General features: G+C 40.0%; 22 protein-coding genes and 1 tRNA gene. 15 read left to right on the top strand and 8 right to left on the bottom strand.

Annotated elements, in window-relative coordinates:
- Window positions 1-45 precede the first annotated feature (45 nt).
- The 6 genes from U5K72_09095 (at window position 46) to U5K72_09070 (ending at window position 4,764) form a co-directional block, all read left to right on the top strand.
- A complete protein-coding gene (locus tag U5K72_09095) occupies window positions 46-1,341 on the top strand; it encodes a CsgG/HfaB family protein (protein ID MDZ7718958.1) in 1,296 nt (431 codons plus the stop codon).
- A gap of 251 nt (window positions 1,342-1,592) precedes the next feature.
- Entirely contained in the window at window positions 1,593-2,321 is a 729-nt protein-coding gene (locus U5K72_09090) for a curlin repeat-containing protein (protein MDZ7718957.1), read from the top strand.
- 263 nt (window positions 2,322-2,584) lie between these two features.
- Window positions 2,585-2,962 carry a hypothetical protein gene (locus U5K72_09085; GenBank protein ID MDZ7718956.1) on the top strand — a complete coding sequence of 126 codons (378 nt, stop codon included), beginning with the start codon at window positions 2,585-2,587 and terminating at the stop codon, window positions 2,960-2,962.
- Between the two features lie 153 nt (window positions 2,963-3,115).
- Complete coding sequence (locus U5K72_09080; protein ID MDZ7718955.1) at window positions 3,116-3,826, top strand: curlin repeat-containing protein; 711 nt, start codon at window positions 3,116-3,118, stop codon at window positions 3,824-3,826.
- A gap of 102 nt (window positions 3,827-3,928) precedes the next feature.
- Window positions 3,929-4,393, top strand: coding sequence for a curlin repeat-containing protein (locus tag U5K72_09075; GenBank protein MDZ7718954.1), 465 nt, complete (start codon window positions 3,929-3,931; stop codon window positions 4,391-4,393).
- Window positions 4,390-4,764 carry a carboxypeptidase-like regulatory domain-containing protein gene (locus U5K72_09070; GenBank protein MDZ7718953.1) on the top strand — a complete coding sequence of 125 codons (375 nt, stop codon included), beginning with the start codon at window positions 4,390-4,392 and terminating at the stop codon, window positions 4,762-4,764. The genes U5K72_09075 and U5K72_09070 overlap by 4 nt, the downstream gene beginning before the upstream one ends.
- A gap of 178 nt (window positions 4,765-4,942) precedes the next feature.
- Here U5K72_09070 and U5K72_09065 read toward each other — a convergent pair whose 3' ends face one another.
- The 3 genes from U5K72_09065 to U5K72_09055 form a co-directional block, all read right to left on the bottom strand.
- Window positions 4,943-5,836 carry an HAD-IIA family hydrolase gene (locus U5K72_09065; protein MDZ7718952.1) on the bottom strand — a complete coding sequence of 298 codons (894 nt, stop codon included), beginning with the start codon at window positions 5,834-5,836 and terminating at the stop codon, window positions 4,943-4,945.
- Window positions 5,799-6,842 (bottom strand): hypothetical protein, encoded by a 1,044-nt coding sequence (locus U5K72_09060; protein ID MDZ7718951.1) that lies wholly within the window; start codon window positions 6,840-6,842, stop codon window positions 5,799-5,801. Before U5K72_09060 ends, U5K72_09065 begins: the two co-directional genes overlap by 38 nt.
- 230 nt (window positions 6,843-7,072) lie before the next feature.
- The gene (locus U5K72_09055; protein ID MDZ7718950.1) at window positions 7,073-8,083 is read right to left on the bottom strand and encodes a glutamine synthetase beta-grasp domain-containing protein; all 1,011 of its coding nucleotides are present in this window, start codon (window positions 8,081-8,083) and stop codon (window positions 7,073-7,075) included.
- Window positions 8,084-8,431: 348 nt separating this feature from the next.
- On the opposite strand from U5K72_09055, the gene U5K72_09050 reads away from it, so the two are divergent.
- From U5K72_09050 to U5K72_09025, 6 genes are all read left to right on the top strand, one after another.
- Window positions 8,432-9,316, top strand: a complete 885-nt coding sequence (locus tag U5K72_09050) for a 1,4-dihydroxy-2-naphthoate polyprenyltransferase (GenBank protein ID MDZ7718949.1) — start codon at window positions 8,432-8,434, stop codon at window positions 9,314-9,316.
- 2 nt (window positions 9,317-9,318) lie between these two features.
- Window positions 9,319-10,404, top strand: a complete 1,086-nt coding sequence (locus U5K72_09045; GenBank protein MDZ7718948.1) for an enolase C-terminal domain-like protein — start codon at window positions 9,319-9,321, stop codon at window positions 10,402-10,404.
- A 5-nt stretch (window positions 10,405-10,409) separates the two neighbouring features.
- Window positions 10,410-11,903, top strand: coding sequence for an AMP-binding protein (locus U5K72_09040; GenBank protein ID MDZ7718947.1), 1,494 nt, complete (start codon window positions 10,410-10,412; stop codon window positions 11,901-11,903).
- A gap of 445 nt (window positions 11,904-12,348) precedes the next feature.
- Window positions 12,349-13,107, top strand: a complete 759-nt coding sequence (locus U5K72_09035) for a hypothetical protein (GenBank protein ID MDZ7718946.1) — start codon at window positions 12,349-12,351, stop codon at window positions 13,105-13,107.
- A gap of 229 nt (window positions 13,108-13,336) precedes the next feature.
- The gene (locus U5K72_09030) at window positions 13,337-13,495 is read left to right on the top strand and encodes a hypothetical protein (protein ID MDZ7718945.1); all 159 of its coding nucleotides are present in this window, start codon (window positions 13,337-13,339) and stop codon (window positions 13,493-13,495) included.
- 412 nt (window positions 13,496-13,907) lie between these two features.
- Window positions 13,908-13,991, top strand: a tRNA-Leu gene (locus U5K72_09025).
- 162 nt (window positions 13,992-14,153) lie between these two features.
- Here U5K72_09025 and U5K72_09020 read toward each other — a convergent pair.
- From U5K72_09020 to U5K72_09010, 3 genes are all read right to left on the bottom strand, one after another.
- Entirely contained in the window at window positions 14,154-14,912 is a 759-nt protein-coding gene (locus U5K72_09020; protein MDZ7718944.1) for a class I SAM-dependent methyltransferase, read from the bottom strand.
- Between the two features lie 2 nt (window positions 14,913-14,914).
- Complete coding sequence (locus U5K72_09015) at window positions 14,915-16,015, bottom strand: glycosyltransferase (protein MDZ7718943.1); 1,101 nt, start codon at window positions 16,013-16,015, stop codon at window positions 14,915-14,917.
- A gap of 116 nt (window positions 16,016-16,131) precedes the next feature.
- Window positions 16,132-17,082 (bottom strand): glycosyltransferase, encoded by a 951-nt coding sequence (locus U5K72_09010; GenBank protein ID MDZ7718942.1) that lies wholly within the window; start codon window positions 17,080-17,082, stop codon window positions 16,132-16,134.
- A gap of 114 nt (window positions 17,083-17,196) precedes the next feature.
- Here U5K72_09010 and U5K72_09005 point away from each other — a divergent pair, with 114 nt between their 5' ends.
- Window positions 17,197-18,300: a glycosyltransferase family 1 protein gene (locus U5K72_09005; GenBank protein ID MDZ7718941.1), complete on the top strand. Its 1,104-nt coding sequence runs from the start codon at window positions 17,197-17,199 to the stop codon at window positions 18,298-18,300.
- A gap of 9 nt (window positions 18,301-18,309) precedes the next feature.
- Here the strand turns inward: U5K72_09005 and U5K72_09000 are convergent, their stop codons facing one another.
- Together U5K72_09000 and U5K72_08995 are read right to left on the bottom strand one after the other, a co-directional pair.
- Window positions 18,310-19,470 (bottom strand): glycosyltransferase, encoded by a 1,161-nt coding sequence (locus U5K72_09000; GenBank protein MDZ7718940.1) that lies wholly within the window; start codon window positions 19,468-19,470, stop codon window positions 18,310-18,312.
- Between the two features lie 28 nt (window positions 19,471-19,498).
- On the bottom strand, window positions 19,499-20,251 hold the full coding sequence (locus U5K72_08995) for an FkbM family methyltransferase (GenBank protein MDZ7718939.1): 753 nt from the start codon (window positions 20,249-20,251) through the stop codon (window positions 19,499-19,501).
- Between the two features lie 359 nt (window positions 20,252-20,610).
- Between U5K72_08995 and U5K72_08990 the strand changes: the two genes are divergently transcribed.
- Window positions 20,611-22,983, top strand: a complete 2,373-nt coding sequence (locus tag U5K72_08990) for a carboxypeptidase regulatory-like domain-containing protein (protein ID MDZ7718938.1) — start codon at window positions 20,611-20,613, stop codon at window positions 22,981-22,983.
- A gap of 158 nt (window positions 22,984-23,141) precedes the next feature.
- A complete protein-coding gene (locus U5K72_08985; protein ID MDZ7718937.1) occupies window positions 23,142-24,413 on the top strand; it encodes an acetyl-CoA hydrolase/transferase C-terminal domain-containing protein in 1,272 nt (423 codons plus the stop codon).
- Window positions 24,414-24,549 lie beyond the last annotated feature (136 nt).

Here is a 24,549-nt window from a genome sequence, read left to right as displayed (position 1 = left end):
ATACTTTCATTGATTACCGTTTCCTGTGCCGGAACAATGATACCCATGCATACCGAAAGAGCAACTCCCGGCACATTAAGTAAAGCAAACGAATCACTCAGATCACTGCCAGATCCATCGGAAAAAGTTGTGGCGGCAGTTTACCGGTTCCGGGATCAAACGGGCCAGTATAAACCGAGTGAACGGGTAGCCAGCTGGTCAACAGCCGTTACACAAGGTGCCACGTCTATCTTAATAAAATCTATGGAAGAGTCCGGCTGGTTCGTTCCGATTGAGCGTGAGAATATCTCCAACCTTTTAAATGAACGGCAGATTATTCAATCGATACGGCAGCAGCATTCCGGCCCGGAAGGACCTGACCCCCTTCCTCCTTTGCTATTTGCGGGGGTTATGCTTGAAGGCGGCGTCATTGGCTATGATACAAATGTGATCACCGGTGGGGCTGGGTTGCGATATCTTGCTACCGGTGGTTCAAATATGTTTCGCAAGGATCAGGTGACGATCTATCTGCGGGCTGTATCCACACAGAGTGGAAGAGTTTTAAAAACAGTGCATACTACGAAATCCGTTCTATCTCAACAATTAGAGGGCGGTGCATTCCGATATATCGACACCAACAGACTCCTTGAGGCTGAGGCTGGTTACACATACAATGAGCCTCCGGTTATGGCTGTCACTGAGGCGATTGATGAAGCCGTAAAACTTCTGATTCTGGAAGGCATTGAAGAAGGTATATGGAGTGCTGAAAACGATGATGAGGTTCTCGCCTACAAAGAGAATTTCGAATATAGCAAAAAACAAGAAGAACGGTTGAGAAGAGATTACTTTGGTTTTGATACCCGGGAAGAGTTACGAGATGGATTTACAGTAGGTGTTGGTGGGCTCTTAGGAAGCCATATTGGGAACTATAAATCTCCAAGTAAAAGAGCAGGTTTGGCGATTCAAGTCGAGAAAAACATGAATAATTACTTCTCAATCAGAGGAAATTTTCAAAGAGGTGAAATCGGGGTTAATGAAGTTTTTTTAAGCCCTCTCAATAGTGTTGATCTATTATTAAATGTCTATGCCACACCCAATTACCATCTCTCACCATTTATGAGTTTAGGGGGAGGGATTTTAGCTTTCGACAAAAAATATGACTATCTGGAAGATCAATTTTTTCCAACTGCAAGTTTCGAAACTGGTCTGGATCTTAGATTCAATAACAACTTCGGTCTACGGGTAAGTGCTCAGTACAGGTATTTATTACAAGATGGTCTTGACGGAGTTTCTGAGGGCAGGTATAACGACCAGCAGTGGAACGTGAACTTAAGTTTTTTAATAAAACCAAATTTCTATTAAAAATGATAAATCAATAGACAAGAATTTGGAGAAAAAAGCGCAAAACGACGCTGCGGAATCTTACAGGTAAAACTGTAAGAGGTGAACACCACAACGTCGCCTTGCATTGACAAAATACATATTTCTGTGCTGGGTTACCATGCGCTTTTTCATCTCCTAAACTGAATCTCACACATAAGCGTGAGTACTGATTGGCTCAAACCGAGCCAGGCAGTTTCATTAAATAACAACAAATAAAAACAGGATAAGCGATGAAAAAGCTAACAACACTACTCGTAATGCTGCTCTTTACGGCAGGAATGGCCTTTGGGCAGAATAATGCAACAGTCGATCAGAATGATGATGGCAATGAAGCTTTCATTGATCAGGTTGGTGACCTTAACACGGCAAATGTAGAACAAACTTCTGATGTTGGACTTAGTGAAGGTGAGGGTCATTTTGCTGATATAGATCAACTTGGTTTAGGTGGTCTGGGCTCAGGAGTAAACAATCTTGCAACTGTAAAGCAAGATTTTCGAGTTACAGGCGCCCATGCTACAACCATTGAACAGTGGGGAGATGATAACGTAGCTCATGTTGAGCAGGTAGACGCAGGAAACAACGTAGCAAACATACTACAAGACGGAATAGAAAACTTTGCAAATGTTTACCAACAATACTGGAATGAGTTTGATGCTACACAGATTGGTGATGATAACAAAATTATAGGTGTACCAGGCGGTGGAACATATGGATTCGGTGGTCGTGCTTTTCAAATAGCAGATGGTTTTTCATCCTTACGGTATGAAATGGACTTCACTCAAGATGGAGATAACAACACAATTCAAGCTGGACAAGAAAGAGGTTATGGTTCTTCAACAATACTCCAAACAGGTGATTGGAACGCTGCGCTATCCTACCAAAACGGTGGTAGTGGTGATATGATAGACATTGCACAAACTGGTCATGAGAATGATGCTGTGGTAAATCAAATAAACTGATCTATAATTGAATTTGCCGGTCGACTTTCAATTTTATGAATTTGAAAGATTCGGCCGGCTTTTTAAATCACGATGTTAATGATTTATTAAAGTTAACTGAGCAAAAAAAACGCACTTATGAATGTTTGTGATTTTTGATCAGACCTTATAATCTCTGATCTGTAACCGATAAATGTTATATAAAATCAAGACTCAAATGATAAAAACTTTATTTCTAATAATTGTGCATAACATTTTCATCCAGCAGGCTAACGTGGAGCATAATGGAGCCGTTAAGCAGTTTACTGGAGATTTTACCACGGCGTTTGGTGGGCAATTGGATTATGATTGGTGATCTAAACCGTCTTTATTCACTCAGAGCAGAAGCCCAAAAAATTCCAAATGAATTAATTTTGGATATAATTGGGGATGAGAACACCGTAGGTGCTGCTCAAGAAGATGCTCTCGGATATGTAGACATCGAAGGTGATCTTAATAGTGTAACACTTTCTCAAATAGGAAATAATTCAGGTTTTAATACTGCCACAGTTGACATTTTCGGTAATGAAAACGGCGTGAGCGTTACGCAAACCATGGGTTCAAATTCTGCTCTTGTGAATGTTGATGGATCTTTTAATTCAGCAACAATTACTCAGAATTAATAATCTTAGACCTGCACAGCATTGGCTGTTCAGGCAATTTAATTTGGAATAATTACAATCACGCAAAGTAATTAACTCAAATTTTGTTCTGCACAGTATGAAAGCTGTGTAGACCTTTTTAATCACTGATACGATAACCAATTTAAGATCGTCATGAAATCATACAAGTCAATTCTAATTTGCCTTACCATTGCGTTTACAACCGGTTTGACATTCGCCCAATCGAACGAGTCTCATATTGAACAGGTTGGCACATCTCATAAGGGTTACATACAACAAGAGCCCGGTAATATTACATATGGTTCATATATCGGTAATTTCCCTGGAAACGGGTTTGATGGTCTGCCCAATGGGATTCCATTTCAGGGTAAAAACGGTGCAGATGGTTCATTATCTGACTCTTATGCAGAGATTTTGCAGTACGAGTCAAGTAATATGGCCTCAATATTACAGGCGGGCAGCCATTGGGCGCAAATATTCCAACTCGGTTTTAGCAATATAGCATCGATTTTACAAGAAAACGGTTCCGGTGAATCTTCTTCATTCAACCCACCGGGAGTAGCCAACCCATGTCCTCCTCCCTTTGAGCCTTGCGATGCTTCATCTAATGACGGCTCTACTGCTTATATATATCAGGATGGCGACGAAAATGAAGCAAAAATTGTTCAGTATGGTTCGCAGTTGGAAGCTATCATTCATCAGTATGGCGACGAAAACTACGCATCCATATTGCAGGATTTCAGGGGAGTATCATCTTCTAACAGTATGTCAGGTTATCGCATGTGCAGAAATTTTTCAAGACAAACAATAATAATATTGCTACAGTTAAACAGTTTGTGCCTACCGAAAACCCTCTCTAGATAGATACAGAACGGAACTGGTGCACCTGTACATATCGAACATTACTAAACTTTACTCACAATATTTAATAAATAGAAATTTTTGATGGTTGCGCTGTTTTACAAAATGATACCATACATTTTTTTCTGCCTGGTTTTGTCGCTGGTGAATATAGGTACATTTGATTCAGGGTTTTCTGAAGCTGATACGGACACAACAGAAACTCAATCCAGTAATAATACAATTACAGTTACACAACAAGGAAGCGGCAATTCCGTATCTGTTTCTCAGAGCGGTTCAAAGAACAAAACGAACGTCACAGTTAAATCAAGCGGAGAAAATAACCATACAGAAATTACGTCAGGAAGCGATTCACTGCAAGCAAATGTAGAATTCCTTGGTGAATCTAACCAACTGATTACCCATCCAGGCCCCTGGATTCAGTCTTTCTCGATAAAAGCGTCTCTCAATACTCTTTCAAAAAAGAACTTTAATTTTAACGAATTTTATTTCATTTTTAACGATCCTGAAAAATCATTATATATTCATCAAACATCTGATGGAGTGAGAATCACTAAAAAAAAGCAATGAACTACAGAATTTTATTCCTGCTCTCAATTTTTATTACACTAATTTCTTGCGAAAAAGTCACCATTGAAGATGAGACTTTCGGCAGTATTCAGGGAACGGTTATTGACAGTGAAACAGATTTACCCATCAATAACGCTAATATAACAACAACTCCACCGACCAATTCTATTCTCACCGAAGATGACGGAACTTTTCGGCTGGATGAAATACCGGTTGGCAGTTATTCCATACAAGCCAGAAAGAATAAGTTCCAGAATAACTCCGTGAGTGTTGCTGTAAGAGAGGATCAAGTTGCTGTTGCGAATATTGTTTTGGCACCTGAAGAGGAAGAACCAGATACAACATCCAGTGATGCCCAAAATCCTGAATAGGATAAATTTCGCTTAGGAGTGAGTGAAACATCGGTAATTCGGCTCGCCTGGGCCGCAAACTTTTCGGCATGGAGAAGAGATGGTATTTTTCGAGGCGGCATGGCACGTGATTTCTGTTTGAGTTAATGAAAGCACTTCAGCTTTCATTACCAGCAAGAAAAAATACCATGTCTGACACTTACTCCAATATAGAGTTCGCAATATAATCCGGAATAATCCCGGTTGAATTGATTTTGGCCTCGGCAGTTTTTCCGCGGGTATTCCCGGAAAGCACCAATAAAGTTTTAAGCCCAAATTTGTTCCCTCCCAAAATATCTGTGTGAAGGGTATCTCCCACCATCAGAATATCACTTTTGTCGAAATTGCCGGTTTTGTTGATATCATCAAATGCAAACATAAACATCTGAGAATCGGGTTTTCCAAACCGTATAAATTTTTGATTTAAAACAGATTCACACAACCGTGAAATGCCCCCAATTGCCACAGCAACATCATCTCTTGAAATAGGATAATATTTATCGGAGTTCGCAACGATAATAGGCAGGTTATTTCGCCTTAAGAAATTTACCGTCCTGTTAATATCACGGTGCCAGTCAAAACCCTCGTCATCTAAAAAAACAAAAGCCGCTACATCCGTACTATTTTCAATATCTACCTCGGAAACAGGAATTCCAATAAGACCGTTTTGCATGATGTAATTGGCTGAATTATCTGTTCCCAGGTAAGCAAATTTTCCCTTTTTAATTTTCAGTTCTAAAAACTGTCTTGCTAACATTCCGGAAGTGACAATCTCATTTTCTTTAAGTCCTTTTAAGCCCAGGTCTTCAAACATTTGCACCTGTTGTATCTGGCTCCGTGAAGCATCATTCGTCAATACACGAAGTTCTATATCCTGCTCACGGAGGTAATTGAGGGTATCTGCAACTCCTTCAATGAGTCCCTGGTGATTTTTAAGTACACCGTAGGAATCTAAAAAAACGGCTTTGTAATTTTTTACTGTTGAAAAAAAGAAACGTGATTCATAAAATGTTAAACTAAATATTAAGCGCTTTAAGAATGGGTTCCGGATCAAACTTTTCTTCGATAGCAGGAAGGTGAATATCGTAGGCTTCCTGCTGCAATCGTGTAGCAAAAATCTCGTGGAAGAAATACCGGCCGTATTTTACCACATAATTTAGCAAAAAGAATCTGTAGGCCTCTTTCATAAAACGGATCTCCTTCTCCTTTAGAGGATTTTCCTGGTGATAAGCCTTCAAAAAGGTGATAAACCGGTCTTCCGTCAGCCTGTCAATATCATAACTAAATACAGTCTGATCTCCAATATCCGAAACGACACGACTGAAGAAGTAGAAATCCATAATCCGGGTACTTACCCGAAACCAGTCATAATCCCAGCGGGAATAGATTTCAAAATCGGAGGTGACAGAGAAATTTCCAATGTTCCAGTCTACAAAAACCGGGATTGGGTTGAGCGTACTCATTCCCAACTGCTCCAGGTTTTCCAGGAAAGTCCAGCTTTGAGATTTTATCAACTCCTGGCGCATCCTGTACTCATGCTGCCCCTCTTTCGTCTTCATAATTTCAAGCAGATGGTAGATATCTGAAGAGAGTGTTTTTGATGATTCGGGTAATGTATTTCTTACACTAAAGCATGCCTTATGAAATCTTGCAACTGATTTACCAAGTTTTTTAATCTGTTTATCGTTTAATCTCTTTGGTAATTTTTTTTCTACTTTCATCGGCTTATAAAAAACTACCCATACATCTATCAATTTTGTTTTATGCCGATGCACAAACAGTGAATTTCCTTTCATAAGAGAACGAGCCAGTACATTTTCATACGGCGAAGGAAGATTTGTAGCAAGTGCATTAATAATGCTGTGATCTTCTACAAAATGCTCGAACTTTCCAAAATAGGAGAGCTTTGCGATGATAATATTATCATCTTCAAGTTTAATTCTATAGACATGATTTGTAGATACTTTTGCACTAATATCCATGATGCTGGAAATTTCTCTGCTGTCATCATAGCTCTCGACGGCCTCTCTTACTATCGAATTAAAATCAATCTGAATCATAAAATGGTAGGTGTTAATATAAAATTATTTTCTTCTCTACTGCCTGTGATCGAATCGCTGAGTTCGCCAATCATAAAAACAGGGTATCTGCTTTATGAAAGTTGAAGCAGACACAAAAATCGCAAGACCTTTCCTTACTTCAAAGAAGAAATTAAACGAATCGAAAAAAAGCCCCGTCTCCAATTTTAGAAACGGGGCTGAATTTTTAGTAACTGTAATAGAACTCTGATTTATAGAGCTGAGTGAACAGTCTTGATAATTCGTGCACCTACTTTATAAGGATCTGCATTAGAAGCGGGTCGTCGATCTTCCAGACGTCCTTTCCATCCATCTTCAACAGTTCCAACAGGAATTCTGATAGATGCTCCTCTGTCGGATACACCGTAACTGAATTTATCAATAGACTGAGTTTCGTGCTTACCGGTCAGCCGTTTGTCGTTATCATGTCCATAGACTGCAATGTGTTCCTGGATGTTGTTGGCAAATGCCTCGCAAACGTTTTTCATCAACTCTTCGCCGCCTTCGTCTCGCATGGCGCCGTTGGAGAAGTTTGCATGCATTCCTGAACCGTTCCAGTCAGTATCACCGAGTGGTTTTGGATGCCAGTCTACAGCTATTCCATATTTACGGGCGGTTCGTTCAATCAGGTAACGGCCTACCCAGATCTCATCACCGGCACGAGCTGCGCCTTTGGCAAAAATCTGGAATTCCCATTGTCCGGCAGCAACCTCACCGTTTGTTCCTTCAATATTCAGTCCGGCTTCGAGACAGATATCAAGATGTTCGTCGATAATCTCTCTGCCAAATACGCTTCTTGCACCAACACCACAATAATAGGGCCCCTGGGGTGCAGGATAACCATTAATTGAAAATCCTAATGGCATGTTTGTCTCAGGATCAACAAGGAAGTACTCCTGCTCATATCCAAACCAAAAATCTTCATCTTCCTCATCGATATGAGCTCTGCCGTTCGTTGCATGCGGGGATCCATCTGCATTTAGTACTTCTGTCATAACGAGATACCCGTTTTCCTTATCGGGATCGGGGAAAATTGCAACGGGTTTCAGAAGGCAGTCTGAGGATTCTCCTGTAGCCTGTCCGGTTGAACTTCCGTCAAAGTTCCAAATAGGACAATCTTCAAGTTCTCCGCTAAAATCGTGAACAATTTTAGTCTTGCTTCTTAATGACTGAGTCGGCTTGTTTCCATCAAGCCAGATATATTCAAGTTTGGAATACGCCATATGAGTTTAGTTAGTTTATGTTTAATTGAGTTAACCTTTAATAATTTGGTTTGAGCTTAAACCGAAAGAAAGTTTTTAACTTATTAATTCGGTTTCGCCACAAATGGCTGGTAAGATATTGATCAAAATTGATTTTATAAAATATTTTAGTCAAAAAAATATTAACAACTAACTTTAATCTATTATTTTAAATTTTTCCTTACTTATTTAAAGAAAAAGCGCTTCCTATTTTACTTTCATAAAGTCATAAATTCAAAAACCAAATCAAACCGAACATTTTTAGGGACTTTATTATTCAGTATTTTATGTTGAATAAATTATCCACAGACGTCAAACAATAAGAACCGGTTGAAGAGATCCAAAATTAGTACCTGGCTGAGCGCTGCACGTCCCCAAACCCTTGCGGCATCCATTGTTCCAATCATGGTGGGGGCTTCACTTGCCTGGAGTCACTACGCTTTTCGGCTCGATACTACAATCGTTGCACTCCTCTGTGCACTGCTCATCCAGGTAGGCACCAACTTTGCAAACGACTATTACGATTTTAAAAAAGGAGCTGATACGGATGATCGAATCGGTTTTGAACGAGCTACGGCTCTCGGGCTCATCTCACCCCGGGCAATGCTCACTGCAACATACATTACAATGGCCCTGGCTTTTTTAATCGGTTTATACCTGGTTTGGGTGGGCGGATGGATAATCCTGATCATCGGCATCCTATCCCTTCTGTTTGGCATTCTCTACACCGGCGGCCCCTATCCACTTGGATACAATGGCCTTGGCGATATTTTTGTTTTTATCTTTTTCGGCATTATTGCAGTGATGGGAACCTATTACGTAAACGCACTGGAATGGAGCACAACATCGTTTCTTGCCTCACTACCCGTTGGAGCCCTGTGCGTAAATATTCTTGTGGTTAATAACCTTCGGGATATCCATCAAGACAGAGTATCGGGCAAAAGAACACTTGGAGTTCTGTTTGGGGAAAAAATGTTGAAAATGGAGTATCTGGCTTTGCTTTTTTTAGCTTTTCTTATCCCTGTAATTTTCTATCATTTTTATGGATACGGTATCGCAATTATATTGCCCTACCTGGCTCTCCCGCTTGGGTGGAGACTGATTAAACAAGTCTACTATCACGATGATAAAAAAGAGCTAAACAAAACCCTGGAACGCACTGCACAGTTTATGATTCTGTTTGGTCTCCTTTTTTCCATTGGAATAATCCTGTAAATATGCTTCAACTATTTGAATATGAACTTCCATTCCGATCTGCATTTAAAACCGGCTCGTCTGATTTTAAAAACCGAAAAGGAGTTCTTATTCATTACCATGAAAACAATATTGATTTCGTTTCGGAAGCCTCTCCCCTTCCGGGTTTTTCCAGGGAAACGTTTGGGGATGTCCGGCAATCTCTATTAGATCAAAAGAGATGGATTGTGGATTTTCTGAGAGGGAATTTCACAATGCAAAACATTCGTGATTTGAATGAAGTCAGCGAATTGAATCTACCGTCCATTCTATGTGGGTTGAGTTATTTGAGTCTTTCGATCTTGGCGAAGCGACAGGGAAAAACGATTTATCATCTGTTTGATAAAAAACCGCCCCAGGAAATTCTTATTAATGATGTTATCGGCCATGCTTCTATTCGGGAGATGAAAAATCAAATCCAGTCGTCCATCAAAAAAGGGTTCAAGGTACTGAAGATAAAAGCTCCCCATCCGCTTGATGAGCTCGCATCTCTTCTCGGTTCAATTCAAAAAGATCATCCAGATATTTATTTCCGGCTCGACGCCAACCAATCCTGGCCACCATCAGAACTAAAAGAAATCTTTGGCCAGCTGGAGCAACTTCCGATCGAATATATTGAAGAGCCCTGTAAGATCAACGAGCTTTCCGAGATCGAAGAAGTTCAGCAAATGTCTCCTTTCCCGATTGCACTGGATGAATCCATTTTTACGATCAACCGGTTAAAAACAGCTCTTGCCCTGTACCCCAACCTTGTACTTATCGTCAAACCGATGGTATTGGGAAATATTTTGGAGATCCATGAAACAATTTCACAATTCAGAAGTAGCTTTAAACGTATAGTCGTTACAACAACGCTCGAGTCGAGAATTGGTCGCACAATGACAGCCTCAACAGCTTCTCTGATTGGCGACCCTCAGATGAGACATGGTTTACATACCGGACATCTTTTAGCTGATGATCTATTGCCGGATTTTAAAATCGAGAACGGATCGATACAGAATCTCCCGAAAAATCCTGCCATTGATATATTCAGCCAGATAAAAACATCTTATTTAAAAAAATTGGGATAGACAGCATGATGGGGAGCCAATACAGTGTTCCAACATTCGATTTACCAAAACAGAACCTGACTTTTCTATCAACAGAAACCGAAAATTTCACCTACAAAAATCTCTACCAGTTTTGTAAGCGAATTCAAGCTCAATTTAAAAATATCAAACCGGGGGCAAAGGAACCTCTTTTGATAGTAGCCGACAGTTCAATTGAGACAGTTTTTTTAATTGCAGCCTCCTTCCTACTGAAAATACCGATCCTGCCGATTCATCCGGAAACTTCTACCTATGAGATTGAAAGTGTATTGGATCAGGTAAAACCCTCGGCTGTTTACATGAATAAGAATAATTCTTTTGAGCTTCTGAATGAATATCCACAACTGGAACTTCCTGAAGAGGCATTTAGGTTTGATGAACAGTATGAATCCATTGAACTAATCCTTGATCAACCTGAACAGATAGCGGGTTATTTTCTTACCTCCGGTTCAACGGGCATTCCGAAAATAGTACCGGTAAAACGGCGGCAAGTTCTGTTTGCAGCATCCTCATCAGCACAAAATTTTAAACCCGGGAATAACAAATACTGGCTGCTCTGCCTTCCCTTAAATCACGTTGGTGGCATTAATGTTATCTATCGATCTGTATTATATCATTCGGCAATCTACCTGGTAGCATCTTTTGAGAAGGAAAAGATCCGGGAGCTGCTGCAAGATAAAGAGTCATTCGAAGTGGCTTCTATGGTACCGACAATGCTGGTGCAACTGATGGAAGATTCATTTTTCAGGGTTCATTTTAATTTCAAAGCCATTCTACTGGGCGGCGGGCCGATCTCCATGGATCTCATTAACAGATCTTTAACCCGGGGGCTCCCCATAGTTTGCAGTTACGGTATGACGGAAACATGTGCCCAGATTGCAGCCAATCCTATGCTGAGAAGCGGCGGAATGTATATTCCCAAAAAAAGTGTAGGGCCTGTATTTGAACCGAATGAAATTGAGATTCGAAACGATAAGAATGTGACTGTTCTCTACAATGAATCCGGACATATCTGGCTGAAGGGACCACAGATTTTTGACGGGTACATCGAGGAATCGATCAACCAAAATTACTTTGATGATGAGGGCTGGTTTTACACGGGCGATTACGGACATACCAACCGAAAAGGGCAGCTATTTATTGAAAACCGGCGAACAGATCTGATTTTAACCGGTGGGGAGAATGTAAATCCTGTGGAAGTTGAGGAGATTCTGAACTCATTTTCGAGCATTCAAGAATCGGCCGTTGTTGGAATTCCAGATAAAAAATGGGGACAAAAAGTAACAGCGTTTCTTGTTTTGAAAGAAAATAGTGAAGAGCTGAATAAACAGGAGATTGAAAAAGGATTGAGAGACTCACTCCGAAGTTACAAAATGCCGAAAGAGTTTATCATCATCAGTAAACTACCAAGAACCGCTACTCAAAAAATTAAACGGGCTGAATTAATCCGACTTTACAAAGAAGCCGTCGATTCGAGATAAGTTTTACCATCCTCCGAATGTCTTCTTTCGGAACATCTCACCTGAAAAAACACTTCTACTTCCTGTCTCTCGGAACTCATCAAGTGGTCTGTCATTGCTTTTAAATCTACCGATCTTAAGTGATTCATCTGTTTATAGATACGCTGATTCTTAATAAAGAGATCACTTCTGCAAACTCTACCAAATTCATCTCCCTTCCAGGCAGAATTCACACTTCCGGATAGATTGTTGGACAAGAAGATTTTAAACATCTAAAAAGTCCAAATATATGGTTAAAAAGTACAATCATTTCAAAAGCAGAGAGAATAGTTTGCAGAACAAACAGATCCATACCGTTGGGGTATCCTTTTCTTTCATAGATAATGTAAAAGATCGTGATGATAAAGCGGGTAATAACTCAGATCCAGCGGTATCCGGAACTAACCATGAACAAATAAAAATAGTTATGAAACAGATCTCAATCTTAATATTACTTCTTCTACTCATTCCCTACAGTCTATTTGCACAAGACGAGGAAGAGGAAGAAACCATAATGTATGAGTCCGTAATGTTAACACCGGACCTGAACACTTTACAAGAACTGCAGGATGCCATGCAGGAACATAACCGAACCTTTCATAACACAGCACCCTATTCAGCTTTCGTTTTTGAGATTACATCGGGACCTGATGCCGGCAAGATGATGTTGGTGATGGGACCTCTATCCTCTTTTGCCGATCTTGACAACCGTCCGTCCAGCGATGAACACAATGAGCACTGGGTGAATGAAGTGCTGCCGCTGATTGACGATGTTGGAACCGTGGAATACTGGACAATGGACCAGGATCTCTCTAACCCTATAGAAGGAGATTACAGTATGCATTTTATGAGAGTGAATACAATCTCCGGGGATTATCTATTTTTGATTCAAGATGCATTGAAAAAAATCAGTGAGACTGTGAAAGCGATGGAGGGAGATAATCCCTGGATTGTGTGGTGGAATGCCTTTCAGCAGGGTAATTTAGGACGTCATTTTACAGTAGATTGGCCGATGAACAGCTGGGGTGAGCTGGATGAAAACCCTAATTTCCGCTCTACGTTTGAAGAAGTCCATGGCAAACCCGCCTGGGACGATTGGCTCCGCATAATGGACCTGGCCGTAGAAGATACCTACGATGAAGTCTGGGAACTAAACCCGGCTATGAGTGCTGAACCCGAAGAATAGGTAATGACTGATGTAATAGAAAAGGCCTCTGATTTTGATATGGATCAGGGGCTTTTTTTGTTAATGGAGATAGTCTATCCCCCTTTGCTTAAAAAACCAAGTTTTATGGAGTTCGTTCGAAATTGGTTTAGAGAAACCTTGTTGATCAACTTTTCGAATTCTTTAATTATTACTCATGTTACTATTGTATAGACATCAGAACTTTATTCAAATAAATAAGCGGACCGTTATGAATGACAAGAAAGACAATCAAAAAAAGAATGAGGAGAAAACTCAAAAAGAAAAGAATGAGTTAAACAAAGAGCTTCGTCAAACCTTTCCGGCCAGTGATCCTCCATCGCGTACCCGTCCGGGACATGAAAAAGATAAAAAGGAGGAGAAAGATTAATAGTCGTGGGATTCTAAGCAGAAAAGGCGGAAAAAATTAGAGGCACAGAGGAGAACACAACATTAAATCTCAACTTCGCTTTTTTACCTCGTCACGAAGGTCCTCCTTCGTGACGCCACCGTGAAGCACCGGCTTCGAGTCAATGATTGTATTTCAATTTTCTATGTACCGGTGCTGGACTTCGAGATGGCAAGCTGAGCAGTGAAACGAGTCTATATCGAATCCTTATCTCTTATACATCAACTCTCCAATTTTGCGGGGTTGGTACGGAGCAAATCAAACCAACACTCGAAGTTGAAACAAGCAGTATCAATCCTCTTCATTTTTAAACAGTAAATAAGAAAAGTCCACAAAAAAGAACAAAACTACTTTGAAGAAGTATTGGCTAAAGCCTTATATTTAAAATTCTTCTGCCCGGATGGCGGAATTGGTAGACGCGCCGGACTCAAAATCCGGTGGTAGCGATATCGTGTGGGTTCGAGTCCCACTCCGGGTACTGTTTTAGTCTTGAGATCTGAGTCGTGAGATCCGCTTCTATTCTTTTCTTCAGCTGCAAAGGGATGAGTAATCTGCCACACAAAACGGAGTGAGTGAAGTCGATTTCCCCAAAATTTGGGTACAGTTTTGGGTACAAGCTAAATTATTCGCACTCAGTCCATCAAGCATTTGGCATATACAAAATAGTTCGGATCACACCGATCGAGTCATCTCCTTCTTTTCCTGTAGCCGGAACCTCAAGAATTTGCTTTAGTTTGTTTAATGGTACATTAAATGGCGGCTCAGACAAGTAAACGCCGGACTGATATTCTAACCGGATTTTTAAGTCCGGTACCTTGTTCACATTCGGGCGGATATTTTTACTTTCTCGTGGATAGTGCTCTGTAATGTAAACCCACTTGTACATGTCGAGCTTTTCTAATATTTTTTTGATCTGTTGGTTCGACAGGTGCTGCAGGACCTGTCTGACAAAGCAGACCTCCCCTTCCGGAAGTTCGTCATTTACAATATCCAAATGGTGGAATTCAATCTTTTCAGCGGCATATTTTTTAAGATTGTATTCAATTAGAGGTTTTACCACATCAACAGCTATATATTTTGAACTGAGCGGTACCAGCTGTTGTCCGACCCTAAAATCACCACACCCCAAATCAACAAACGTTTTGTCTCTGAATCCCTGTCTGTCAGCTTCTTCAGTTATTGTATTCACATACCTTGAAACGATGAGATCATTCAATGAGCCGATCCCGGAAAAATAGCCCTCATCTGCTTTGCCCCATAAATCCTTTTTATAGATTTCCGTAAAGACTTCCTCGGCGTTATCTCTATTCCAAACATTTAAAATGGTTGGCTTGATTTTCAGGTATAACTTTTTAAAAATATTCGGGAGCAGCCGCCATATTTGCTCTTTGCTGCTCATGTTTAACCGGGTTGACTATTGTTCACTGTTTCTTTGGTTGCTTTCACATTAATCTCATATGAATAATGATCTAAAAACCATTGGTATCCTTTTTCAGACAATTTCCGGTTTAAATCCATGTCACTTATCAAATGATTACAGTGATGAATCAGCTCACCGGAAGATTCACCGATCAGTGCATGTTCACCATTTCTTACTCCAAATCCGCGAGCACCAACCGGCGTGGCTACCACTGGTTTTAGACGGCTCAGAGCCTCCAGGAATTTGAGGCTGCTGCCCCCGCCCACCCGCAACGGAACCACAACTGCATTCGAGCGGTCGTAAATAGCCTTCAAATCGTCAACATCCTGGTGATAGACAACTGAATCGTATTTCCGAATTTGTTGCTGTTGAGCTTCTCCGAGATCACCGCCAATAATTACAAATCGGAACGGCACTTGTGCGATCTTCTCCAAACCCGGAACAATCTCAAAGAGAATCCGGTCAATCGCATCCAAATTGGGAAAGTAATTGGAATCACCCACAAACATAAAAGTGTAGGGATTGTCATCTGTTTTTTGATAGGTAACTCTATTCGAAACCGGAAGCATATTCGGCTTCACTTCGGTTTGGACACCGAAACCCATTCGGTCTATAGAGTTTTTCTCTTCAATCGTCGAAGCATAAATCCTGTCAAATTCAGGGATCAGGCTATTTTCCTGGATGGCGTAGAAGAAGCCTTCAACCCGTTCCTTTACCGCCCGGAAATAATATCCCTCTGATGCCATTCGGTTCGCAATATCAAACCGTACTCGGGAGTCAATTTCATCAATATCCAGCCAGATCTTTTCAATATTCCATCTTTCCTGTAAATGCAGTGCAATCGGGGCGTTCAACATCCTGAAGCAGAGAATAACATCGGGTTTTGGAATATCCAGTCTTACCGCTTCCTCTTCAATAATTTTTCCGATTGAGTTCCATGTGCTGGGCTGACCGGAAAGCAGATTTGTAAAACGTTGAAATTTAGAATAGGCGTGATTTGAATGGTATATACTGCAATCCAGTTTTGCCAGGCTCTCTTCATCCCTAAACAGATCTTTCCCGTAAATTGAGGTACATAACACGGAGACACTCCAGGTCTTTTGCAAATGCCAGACCCAGTGGAAGGCCCGGAAATTTCTCCCCCTTCCGTTCAATGATGGTAAAACGGGTGTAATAAAAAGAATATTTTTTTGAGCCATTATGACTTCAACAGATATTGAATTTTTGCTGCAACCCTCGTAAAAATAAGCCTGATATTTTCAACGCTTTCTTTTGTCTTCTTATAAATAATTTTACCAATTGGCACCTTGCCAACAGCCTTTAATTCCATTTCTGAAGGAAGAAACGGTTTTGCAAGCCTTGCATACGTTGTTGACCCCGAACGGACATACTCTTCATCAAGACGTTTACCATTGAAGGAAGAAAAATCATTCTTCCAGGATGAAAACCACAAATGTTTCCACAGATGAATTGAATAGACCCCCGGAAGCTCGCCAACATCTCTTTCAAACAGATCCTTCAGGTTACTCTTTGTCCATTCAAAATGGTAAAAACTTGTTTGAGGTTCAATATGGATCTCATCCGGTAATTCTTCACTCAGCTTTTGCGGCAACACTGTGGAATGATTGCTCCAGGAACCGTCGAAGTGATTTTGCATATCATCAAACCATCTTTGTGCAAACTCTGCATTTGGTTCAGCCATAATAAGGGCATTACAAAGTGAGCGCTGTTTCTCTCCTGTTGATTCTGAATAGATATCCGGTTCCCGTCCTAATACAAATGGTTTATCAAATAAGTATGATGGGAGTTTTTTTACAAACAGTGTATCCATATCTGCATAAACCCCTCCTTTTTTAAGCAATTTTTCAAGACGAATAAAATCAGCATGATGTGCATAACTGAGATCTTTTCTGCCGATTTTCCGGTATTTGAAGTTATCTACAAATTGATTTCTTGAAACTTTTTCAAGGGTGAGTTCCGGTTTAATCAGTTCCCAGTAAACGCCAAACGGTTCATGCTCATAGTAGAAATAGATCTTTTCAGGGCTATTGATCTCAATACAGGTTTTAAGACAGAGATAGTACATTAAGTGGAATGGACTATTCTGCTCTTTCAACCCATAAATAAAATGAAAATGATTTGGTATCATTACTTAATATGTTCAAAAAATTAATGCGGCTAAATAAGTTGTTGAAGAAAGTATTGAAAAAATGTATTGCAACGTAATTCTTTATGGATGCTTAATTACAATTAACATGAAATCATGAAGATTCTTTTTGATCCCCAGGTTTTCATGCTGGGGTATTCCGGCATGAAAAGCTACTATTCAACTCTCTTTAAAGGCTTACCCGATGCAGGGATTGATATTGTTTATCCAAATCGATCAATTGTTGAAAATATTGCCGGGCAGAACTCCCTTTTAGATAATATCCTTCATCCAAAACTGCAATTCGTTCGAAACCGGTACAGATTACATCGTTTAAAAAAAGATTATTACAGGGCACTCGAAAACCTGAATTACGATCTGGTTTATATAACATCTCCAACGTTTGAATCGGAGTTTTTGGATCATATACAGAAAAAGCCCTATGTCATGACTGTACACGACACAATGCAGATTGCCCGTGGGAACCACACCTTTGTGGATCAACCCCGCGATACAAAAGCCCTGGGATTCCTGGCCGACCACGCAGAAATTGTAGTATGCAATTCCAACTATACTCAAAACGACTTGTGCAACCTGTACCTCACAGACCGGGAAAAAACTCACACTGTTTATCTTGCCAATTTTTTGGACACCGATCCGGTTCCGGTGGAACATCTGCCGGAGCGATATATACTGTTTTTAGGGTCCCGCTTGGGACGGAAAAATTTCTGGGCATGGATCCGTGCGATTTCCCCTTTTTTACATGAAAATCCTGACCTGAAGGTAATCGTCACCGGCCAGATTTCACCCTATGAAAAGTATTTCTATGAAAAAATCAGGGTTTTAAAACAGATCACAGTGTTGGAAAATGTAACCAATGCACAATTGGTAACTCTTTATAAAAACGCCCTTTGCCTTTCATATCCCACTCTTTATGAAGGTTTTGGACTTCCCGTCATCGAGGCGATGGCTAACGGGTGTCCCGTCATCACTGCGAACAACTCCTCAATCCCTGAAGTTGGCGGAGATGCAGTACTATACGTTGATCCTTTGGACCACGAAAGTATGCTCGGAGGACTAAAAAAGATTACAAATAACCCGGCATTCCGAGACGAACTCGTTCAAAAAGGACTCGAGCGAAGTAAAATCTTTTCAACCGAAAAGTGTATTTCCGGAATGATCGATCTGTTTGAAAAAGCTGTGGGTTCATATCAAAAATAGCTTGATTTCTCAGACAGATCTTAAAAATTGAATGAGCTTCCCGGCGGTTCGTTCATTGCTGAAATTCTCCATAACATATTCCTTTAGCTTCTCTCCTTTCCGTTTTGCCTCTTCTTGATGTTCATAAACATACCGCATGAATTCAGCAGCCTGCTCTATATTCGGTTCTGCCCAGTTTTGATCGGATCCGTAAGATTTGGGTGCATTTTTATCAACAACCGGTATCAGTTCATAATCAACCAGCCAGGAATATTCCGGTTGTAAGTAATCAGTTTGTCCGCCAAAACCCGTCATAATCACCGGTTTGCCAAATCTGGCAGCTTCAAAAGAACCGATGCCCCACCCTTCTCCCCTGCATAAAGAAACATAACAGTCTCCTCTTGTATGTAATTGATGGATATATTCTTTGGACATCGATTCATCTGCAACAAGTGAAATTTTAGGATGATTATTAAATCGTTTCAAATAATTTTTAAACGTTTTTCGAACAGGTTGATATGTATATCCTAAATATCTTAAAAGAATATTCCTGGGATTTCGCATATCTCCCTTTGATGTTTTGATCAACAATTCAACATGGTCATTCTTATTGAAAGCTTTCACATAAGCATCAATCAATTTCCAAATTGCCTTGCGCTCTGTCCATGTTGAGATGATGTAAAACAGGAATCGGTCATTTGTTTCATCAAGCAGCTCTTCGTTCTGTAATGGAATTCCCTCGAATTCCGACATATGTGGTAAAACATCGATCGGAATGATGATACCATGCTCACGAAATATCTTCTTATTCCACAGGGTCGGTACCAACAGGTGATCTAACTGGTTGATGAGATCTTTCCAGTGATCGGGTGGTTTTGTGGTTTCCCATACTGTGTAACCGATTAAATATTTATCGGGTTCTTGCTCTCTCCAATAAGAAAAGAATTCCGGGATCGTATGAACAAGAACGGTATCATATTCAATAGGTTTGTTGCAAATGGAATCTAATTCAGACTCTCCAATTTCACTTTTTTGATAGGGTTCATAGGTCATTCCGATACCTTTCCCCCGGACCATTGGTGTCCATGTCACATCGATATCGGAATTCAATAGTGCTTTTAAATACAGTTTAGCGGCAATTCCATACCCACTATTTTCGTAGAGAGAAACATATTTAAGGCTTGATGACATTATTGGATATATCTATTATCTGTTTCATTCATCTCGTTGGAAAGGAATCCATAAGACTCTCTTTTCGATAGGCCAGTGCATCATAGTACTCAAAAATTATGTTATAACCAGCCCGGTGCAACACCTCTTCGACCTGATCGATCTCATGCTTCTTCATAATTTCATCCGGCAAACCATGTTCAAAATAGATTAATGGTGGTTTATGGTAATCGAAATCATAATTACATATGATTTCCGAATCATACCCTTCTGTATCTGTGATCATCAGATCCGGCTTTAAATTATACTTTCTTAGAAGATCATTAAGAGAAATACAGGGCACTTCTTCTTCAACAATCATGTCGGAGGGTATGTTAAACTTTTGCAGATGGGATTTATTGAATGACGCGGTTCCTTTGGCATAGACCGGTAAATGAGGTAAACTTTCAACTTGAGGCCTGTAAATAGTCGCTTTTTCTTTTTCATTATGAACCGCCAAATTGAGTGTTTTTATTCTTTCAAATGTAGAATAGCGAGCTGACAGCTCATTGAAATATGCATGAACAGGTTCGACGATAATCCCTTCAAAACGTGTGGGATTGGATAGAATTTTTGGATAAAGCGGGTCGAAAGATTCCCCGTCACAACCACCAATTTGAACGAATGACAGAGTTTCGTAGTGATTTAAATAATGATTTAAAAGTGCCTGAAAATTAAAATAATTCGAATGTTCTGCTTTAGATACTCGATATCCCAGAAAACCAATGATCTGGTTAATTCTTCGTTTGAAATTAATATGCATTAAAAAGGGTCAATGGTTAATATGCACGTTAAAAAAGCCTTAAAATTATAATTCTGTAAACGCTTTCGTTTCGTGTAGAAAATGCCGGATCGCAAAATCCTGTATCAAAATTAAAAAATTAATCTACTGAATTTCTTTGAACAAATGAGAGCATCTTTGCTGTTTAGATGCTATTTTATTTTTGATCTTTGAAGGTTCCTGCTTATTGTTTACGATAATAATTCAAAAGAGTATATAAAATTGCTATTCAATCACATACATTATCTAAACTTCTTTTTTCGGAATCGATTGCGTATCATTAATATGAAAAATTTTTAATAAACACTGGGTTTTCGATTTCTAACTAAACGTTGGATGGGATGAAAAATAAAATAACACTTCTACTTTTGGCCATTTCGGTCATTACTATGTCTGTTTTTATTGGCTGTGAAGAGATTTACGAACCAATAATAGTATCTGGCAAAGTTGTTAATACTGAATCGGGTAGTCCTGTAACTGATGCAACTGTTTCAATTATCTCACCTGAAGATCTTGCCAGAGAAACATTTAGTGACAGTAATGGTGAATTTCTTTTTGAAGAAGTTCCTGTTGACAGTGTCATTGATATAACAATTCAGGCTCAGAAAGAGGGATTTTCAACTAAATCGATCACTCTCATTGCTGCACCAGAAAAAGAACTTATTGTACCGGATATTGAAATAAGCGGATCAGAAGAAGGAGGTAGTGGGCCTCCTCCTTCTGAGGGATCTGCAAATATAACTCTACAAAGTAAATCTGCTGAAACTATTCAGGTTCGTGAAACCGGTGGACTTGAAACAGCTACATTTGAATTTGTAGTTAAGGACTCAGCAGGCGTTCCGGTAGATAATCAAAACGCCACATTTGTTCATTTTGAAATTACAGCAGGACCTAATGGCGGTGAAAGCATTTATCCGGATTCAGTTAAAACAGTTGACGGAATAGCAAAAGCCACACTCACAAGTGGCACTGTTCCGGGAGTCGTTCAAATTCGAGCTTCGTTCCTTAGAAATGGAATAACTGAAAAATCAGCACCAATCCCTATTACAATTAGTGGTGGTTTACCTAACGACAATCATTTTGAGGTTAATTCAGAATTTAAAAATATACCAGCTAATTCAAGTAACCCGAGTGAAATAACTGTTTTACTTGGTGACAAATACGGAAATACTGTAATTCCAGGAACTGCTGTTTATTTCGGTACTAACAAAGGCAACATAGATGGATCAGCAAATACTGACGAACAAGGTTTAGCTTCTGCACAACTCAGAACAAATAATACTGAACCCGGAATGGCAACAGTTACTGTCGAAACTGTTGATGAAACAAGTTCAAAAATTTCCAGAGAATTGAATGTCCTTTTTTCCGGTGAACCTGAATTGTCTGTTACGCCTACCAATGTAGATTTACTCGGATTCGAATCAGAAACTTTCTCTGTAAACTTATCAGATGCCAATGGCAATCCTTTAGCTCCAGGTACTACCCTTTCAGTTAGTGTAGACAATCAAGATTTAGTTTTGGTTGGTACTACTACCGCAGAATTAAACGATACACAAAAAACAGGTGACGGATATACTGAATTTGAATTCCAACTCAGAAACCCTGATAGAGTTACTATTACAGAAGATGTAACTTTAACAATTTCAACAAACGGACCTAATGGTTCAGTAACAAAAAATCTTAGATTTGAAATTGACGAAGAAGACCCCGGACCTCCAGGTTCTATTTATTTAGAATCAATCACAGACAATCAAATTGGTGTTAGAGCTACTGGCCAGAAAGAGGATACTCAATTAACATTTCAAGTAGTTGATGTAAACGGTAAAAATTTGAGTAACGCAAATCCTGTTGACGTTGAATTCTTTTTCGGAGACAGGCCAAATGGAGGTGAATTTCTTTCTCCTGAAGTGGTCACTACAAATAATTTAGGTCAAGCAACTGTATCTTTAACCAGCGGTGAAGCCGCAGGTACTGTTCAAGTTAGAGCCAGAGTTTTAGATTCGGATATAAGCTCACAACCAGTCCCAATTGTTATACATGCAGGATTGCCAAGTCAAGAACACTTCTCGATAGTCCCACCACAAATAAATTTTCCTGCCACTCAATTTAACCTCGATTACGATTTTACTGTACTCGCAGGTGATAAATATAGCAACACCGTCCCTGATGACGTAGCAATATATTTTGAAACTGATGGTGGTTTTATTAATGGTGCTGCTTATACTTCGAATGGTAAAGCAATAGCCACTTTAACAATGGGTAATCCAATACCTTCCGATGGAGAAGTTACTGTTAGAGCTTACACTACAAATGATCAACAAAACACAATTGATGTCGAGACCGACCTGATTTTTTCTCGACAACCAATTATTACCACAAGTACAAATTCAATTGACTTGTCCAACGGTGATGATCTTACCATTGATTTCACGGTGGAAGATTCAAATGGATTTCCAATGGTTGAAGGAACTACAATAAGTGTAACAGCAGAAGGCGAGAGCATTGAATTGATTGGTCAAACAGATGTTACATTGAGAGATGTGGATCCAGATTTTTCTAACATTGAAGATTTGACAGAGTTTAAGTTTAATGTCAATGATTCTGATTCTGATACAAATGAAGATGCACCTGTTATTATTACCATTGAAGTTGATGGACCTAATGGCTATGCCAAGAAAGTAATTGAAGGAAGGAAAAGAAAAACTTTTAATTAACTCTCACCTTTTTCCATTTAAACTGCCGGTTTCTGAGAAGGCCGGCAGTTTAACTTATTTCGGATTTTATGCTCTTTTTATCCATTTTTTTATTCATTCTTGGTTCTAAAATGTTATCTTTCTGTTAGAGAATATTAACAACTAACAAATCAAGAGCTATGAAATATCTATCTTCAGACGAAGCCCTTCAATCTGTAAAAAAGGGTGATAACATCTTTGTTCATACTGCTGCGGCAGCTCCTCAACAACTGGTAAAATCGCTTACTAATCGTCATGCAGAACTCAGTGATATCACGATCTATCATCTGCATACAGAGGGCGTTGCTCCTTATGTAAATCCTGAATATAAAGACACGTTTAAAACCAAAGCGTTTTTTGTCGGAAAAAATATAAGGCAAGCTCTGGAAACCGGTGAAGCCGATTATATCCCGGTTTTCCTCAGTGAAATTCCACATTTTTTTAATCGCGGAATTATCGATCTGAATGTGGCTTTAGTAAATGTAAGTCCGCCCGACAAGCACGGTTATTGTTCGCTCGGTGTTTCTGTGGATGCCAGCCGGGCTGCTGTAATGAACGCTGATACGGTCATTGCTCAAATAAATCCAAACATGCCGCGAACCCACGGAGATGGCATTATTCACAGTAAGCTTATTGATATTGCCGTTGAAGTTGATGATCCCCTTCCTGAAGCACATCCTATGGAGTTGTCGGAATCAGAACTTTCCATTGGACGGCACTGTGCCAGTTTGATTGATGATGGTGCTACACTTCAGATGGGAATTGGCAACATCCCGGATGCTGTTTTAGCATCGCTAAAGGATCACAAAAATTTGGGTGTACATACAGAAATGTTTTCTGATGGTTTAATCGACCTGCTTGAAAACGGTACTGTCAATAATTCAAAAAAACGAATTCACCCAAATCGAACGGTAGCATCTTTCCTTTTCGGGAGCCAAAGATTGTACGATTTTGTAGATGATAATCCCAATATTGCGATGCTGGATTGCGCCTATGTGAACGACACAGCCGTGATTCGAAGAAATCCGAATGTTGTGGCTATTAACAGTGCCATAGAAGTGGACTTAACCGGCCAGGTTTGTGCTGATTCCATTGGAACCCGCCAATATTCAGGCGTGGGCGGACAAATGGATTTTATTCGTGGTGCATCCCTTTCACCCGGCGGAAAACCTATCATTGCCATCCCCTCTTCCACGAGACGTGGTGAATCCAGGATTGTTCCTTATCTGAAAAAAGGAGCCAGTGTGGTAACGACCCGGGCTCACGTACACTATGTTGTAACAGAATACGGTGTGGCCGATCTATACGGGAAAGCTCTTCGTGAAAGGGCCAAAGCCCTTATTGAAATTTCGCATCCCGATTCAAGGGAAGAGCTGGAAAAAGCCGCTTACGAACGTTTTAATACATTATAACCGGACGTGTTAAGTGTTAAAGAACCTTTTCCAAGACATCCTGTTGGAGTAAAAGTCCGTATCGTCCTTCCCGCAAGAGATCCCCGTGGGAGAAGCGCTCTATTGCCGGTATCACCGTGACTTGGAGGATGAGTCT

This window comes from Balneolaceae bacterium (genome assembly GCA_034521495.1).
GTDB lineage: Bacteria > Bacteroidota > Rhodothermia > Balneolales > Balneolaceae > Rhodohalobacter.
The sequence above is the reverse complement of the archived record's forward strand: the minus strand, read 5'-3'. Positions and strand labels throughout refer to the sequence as shown.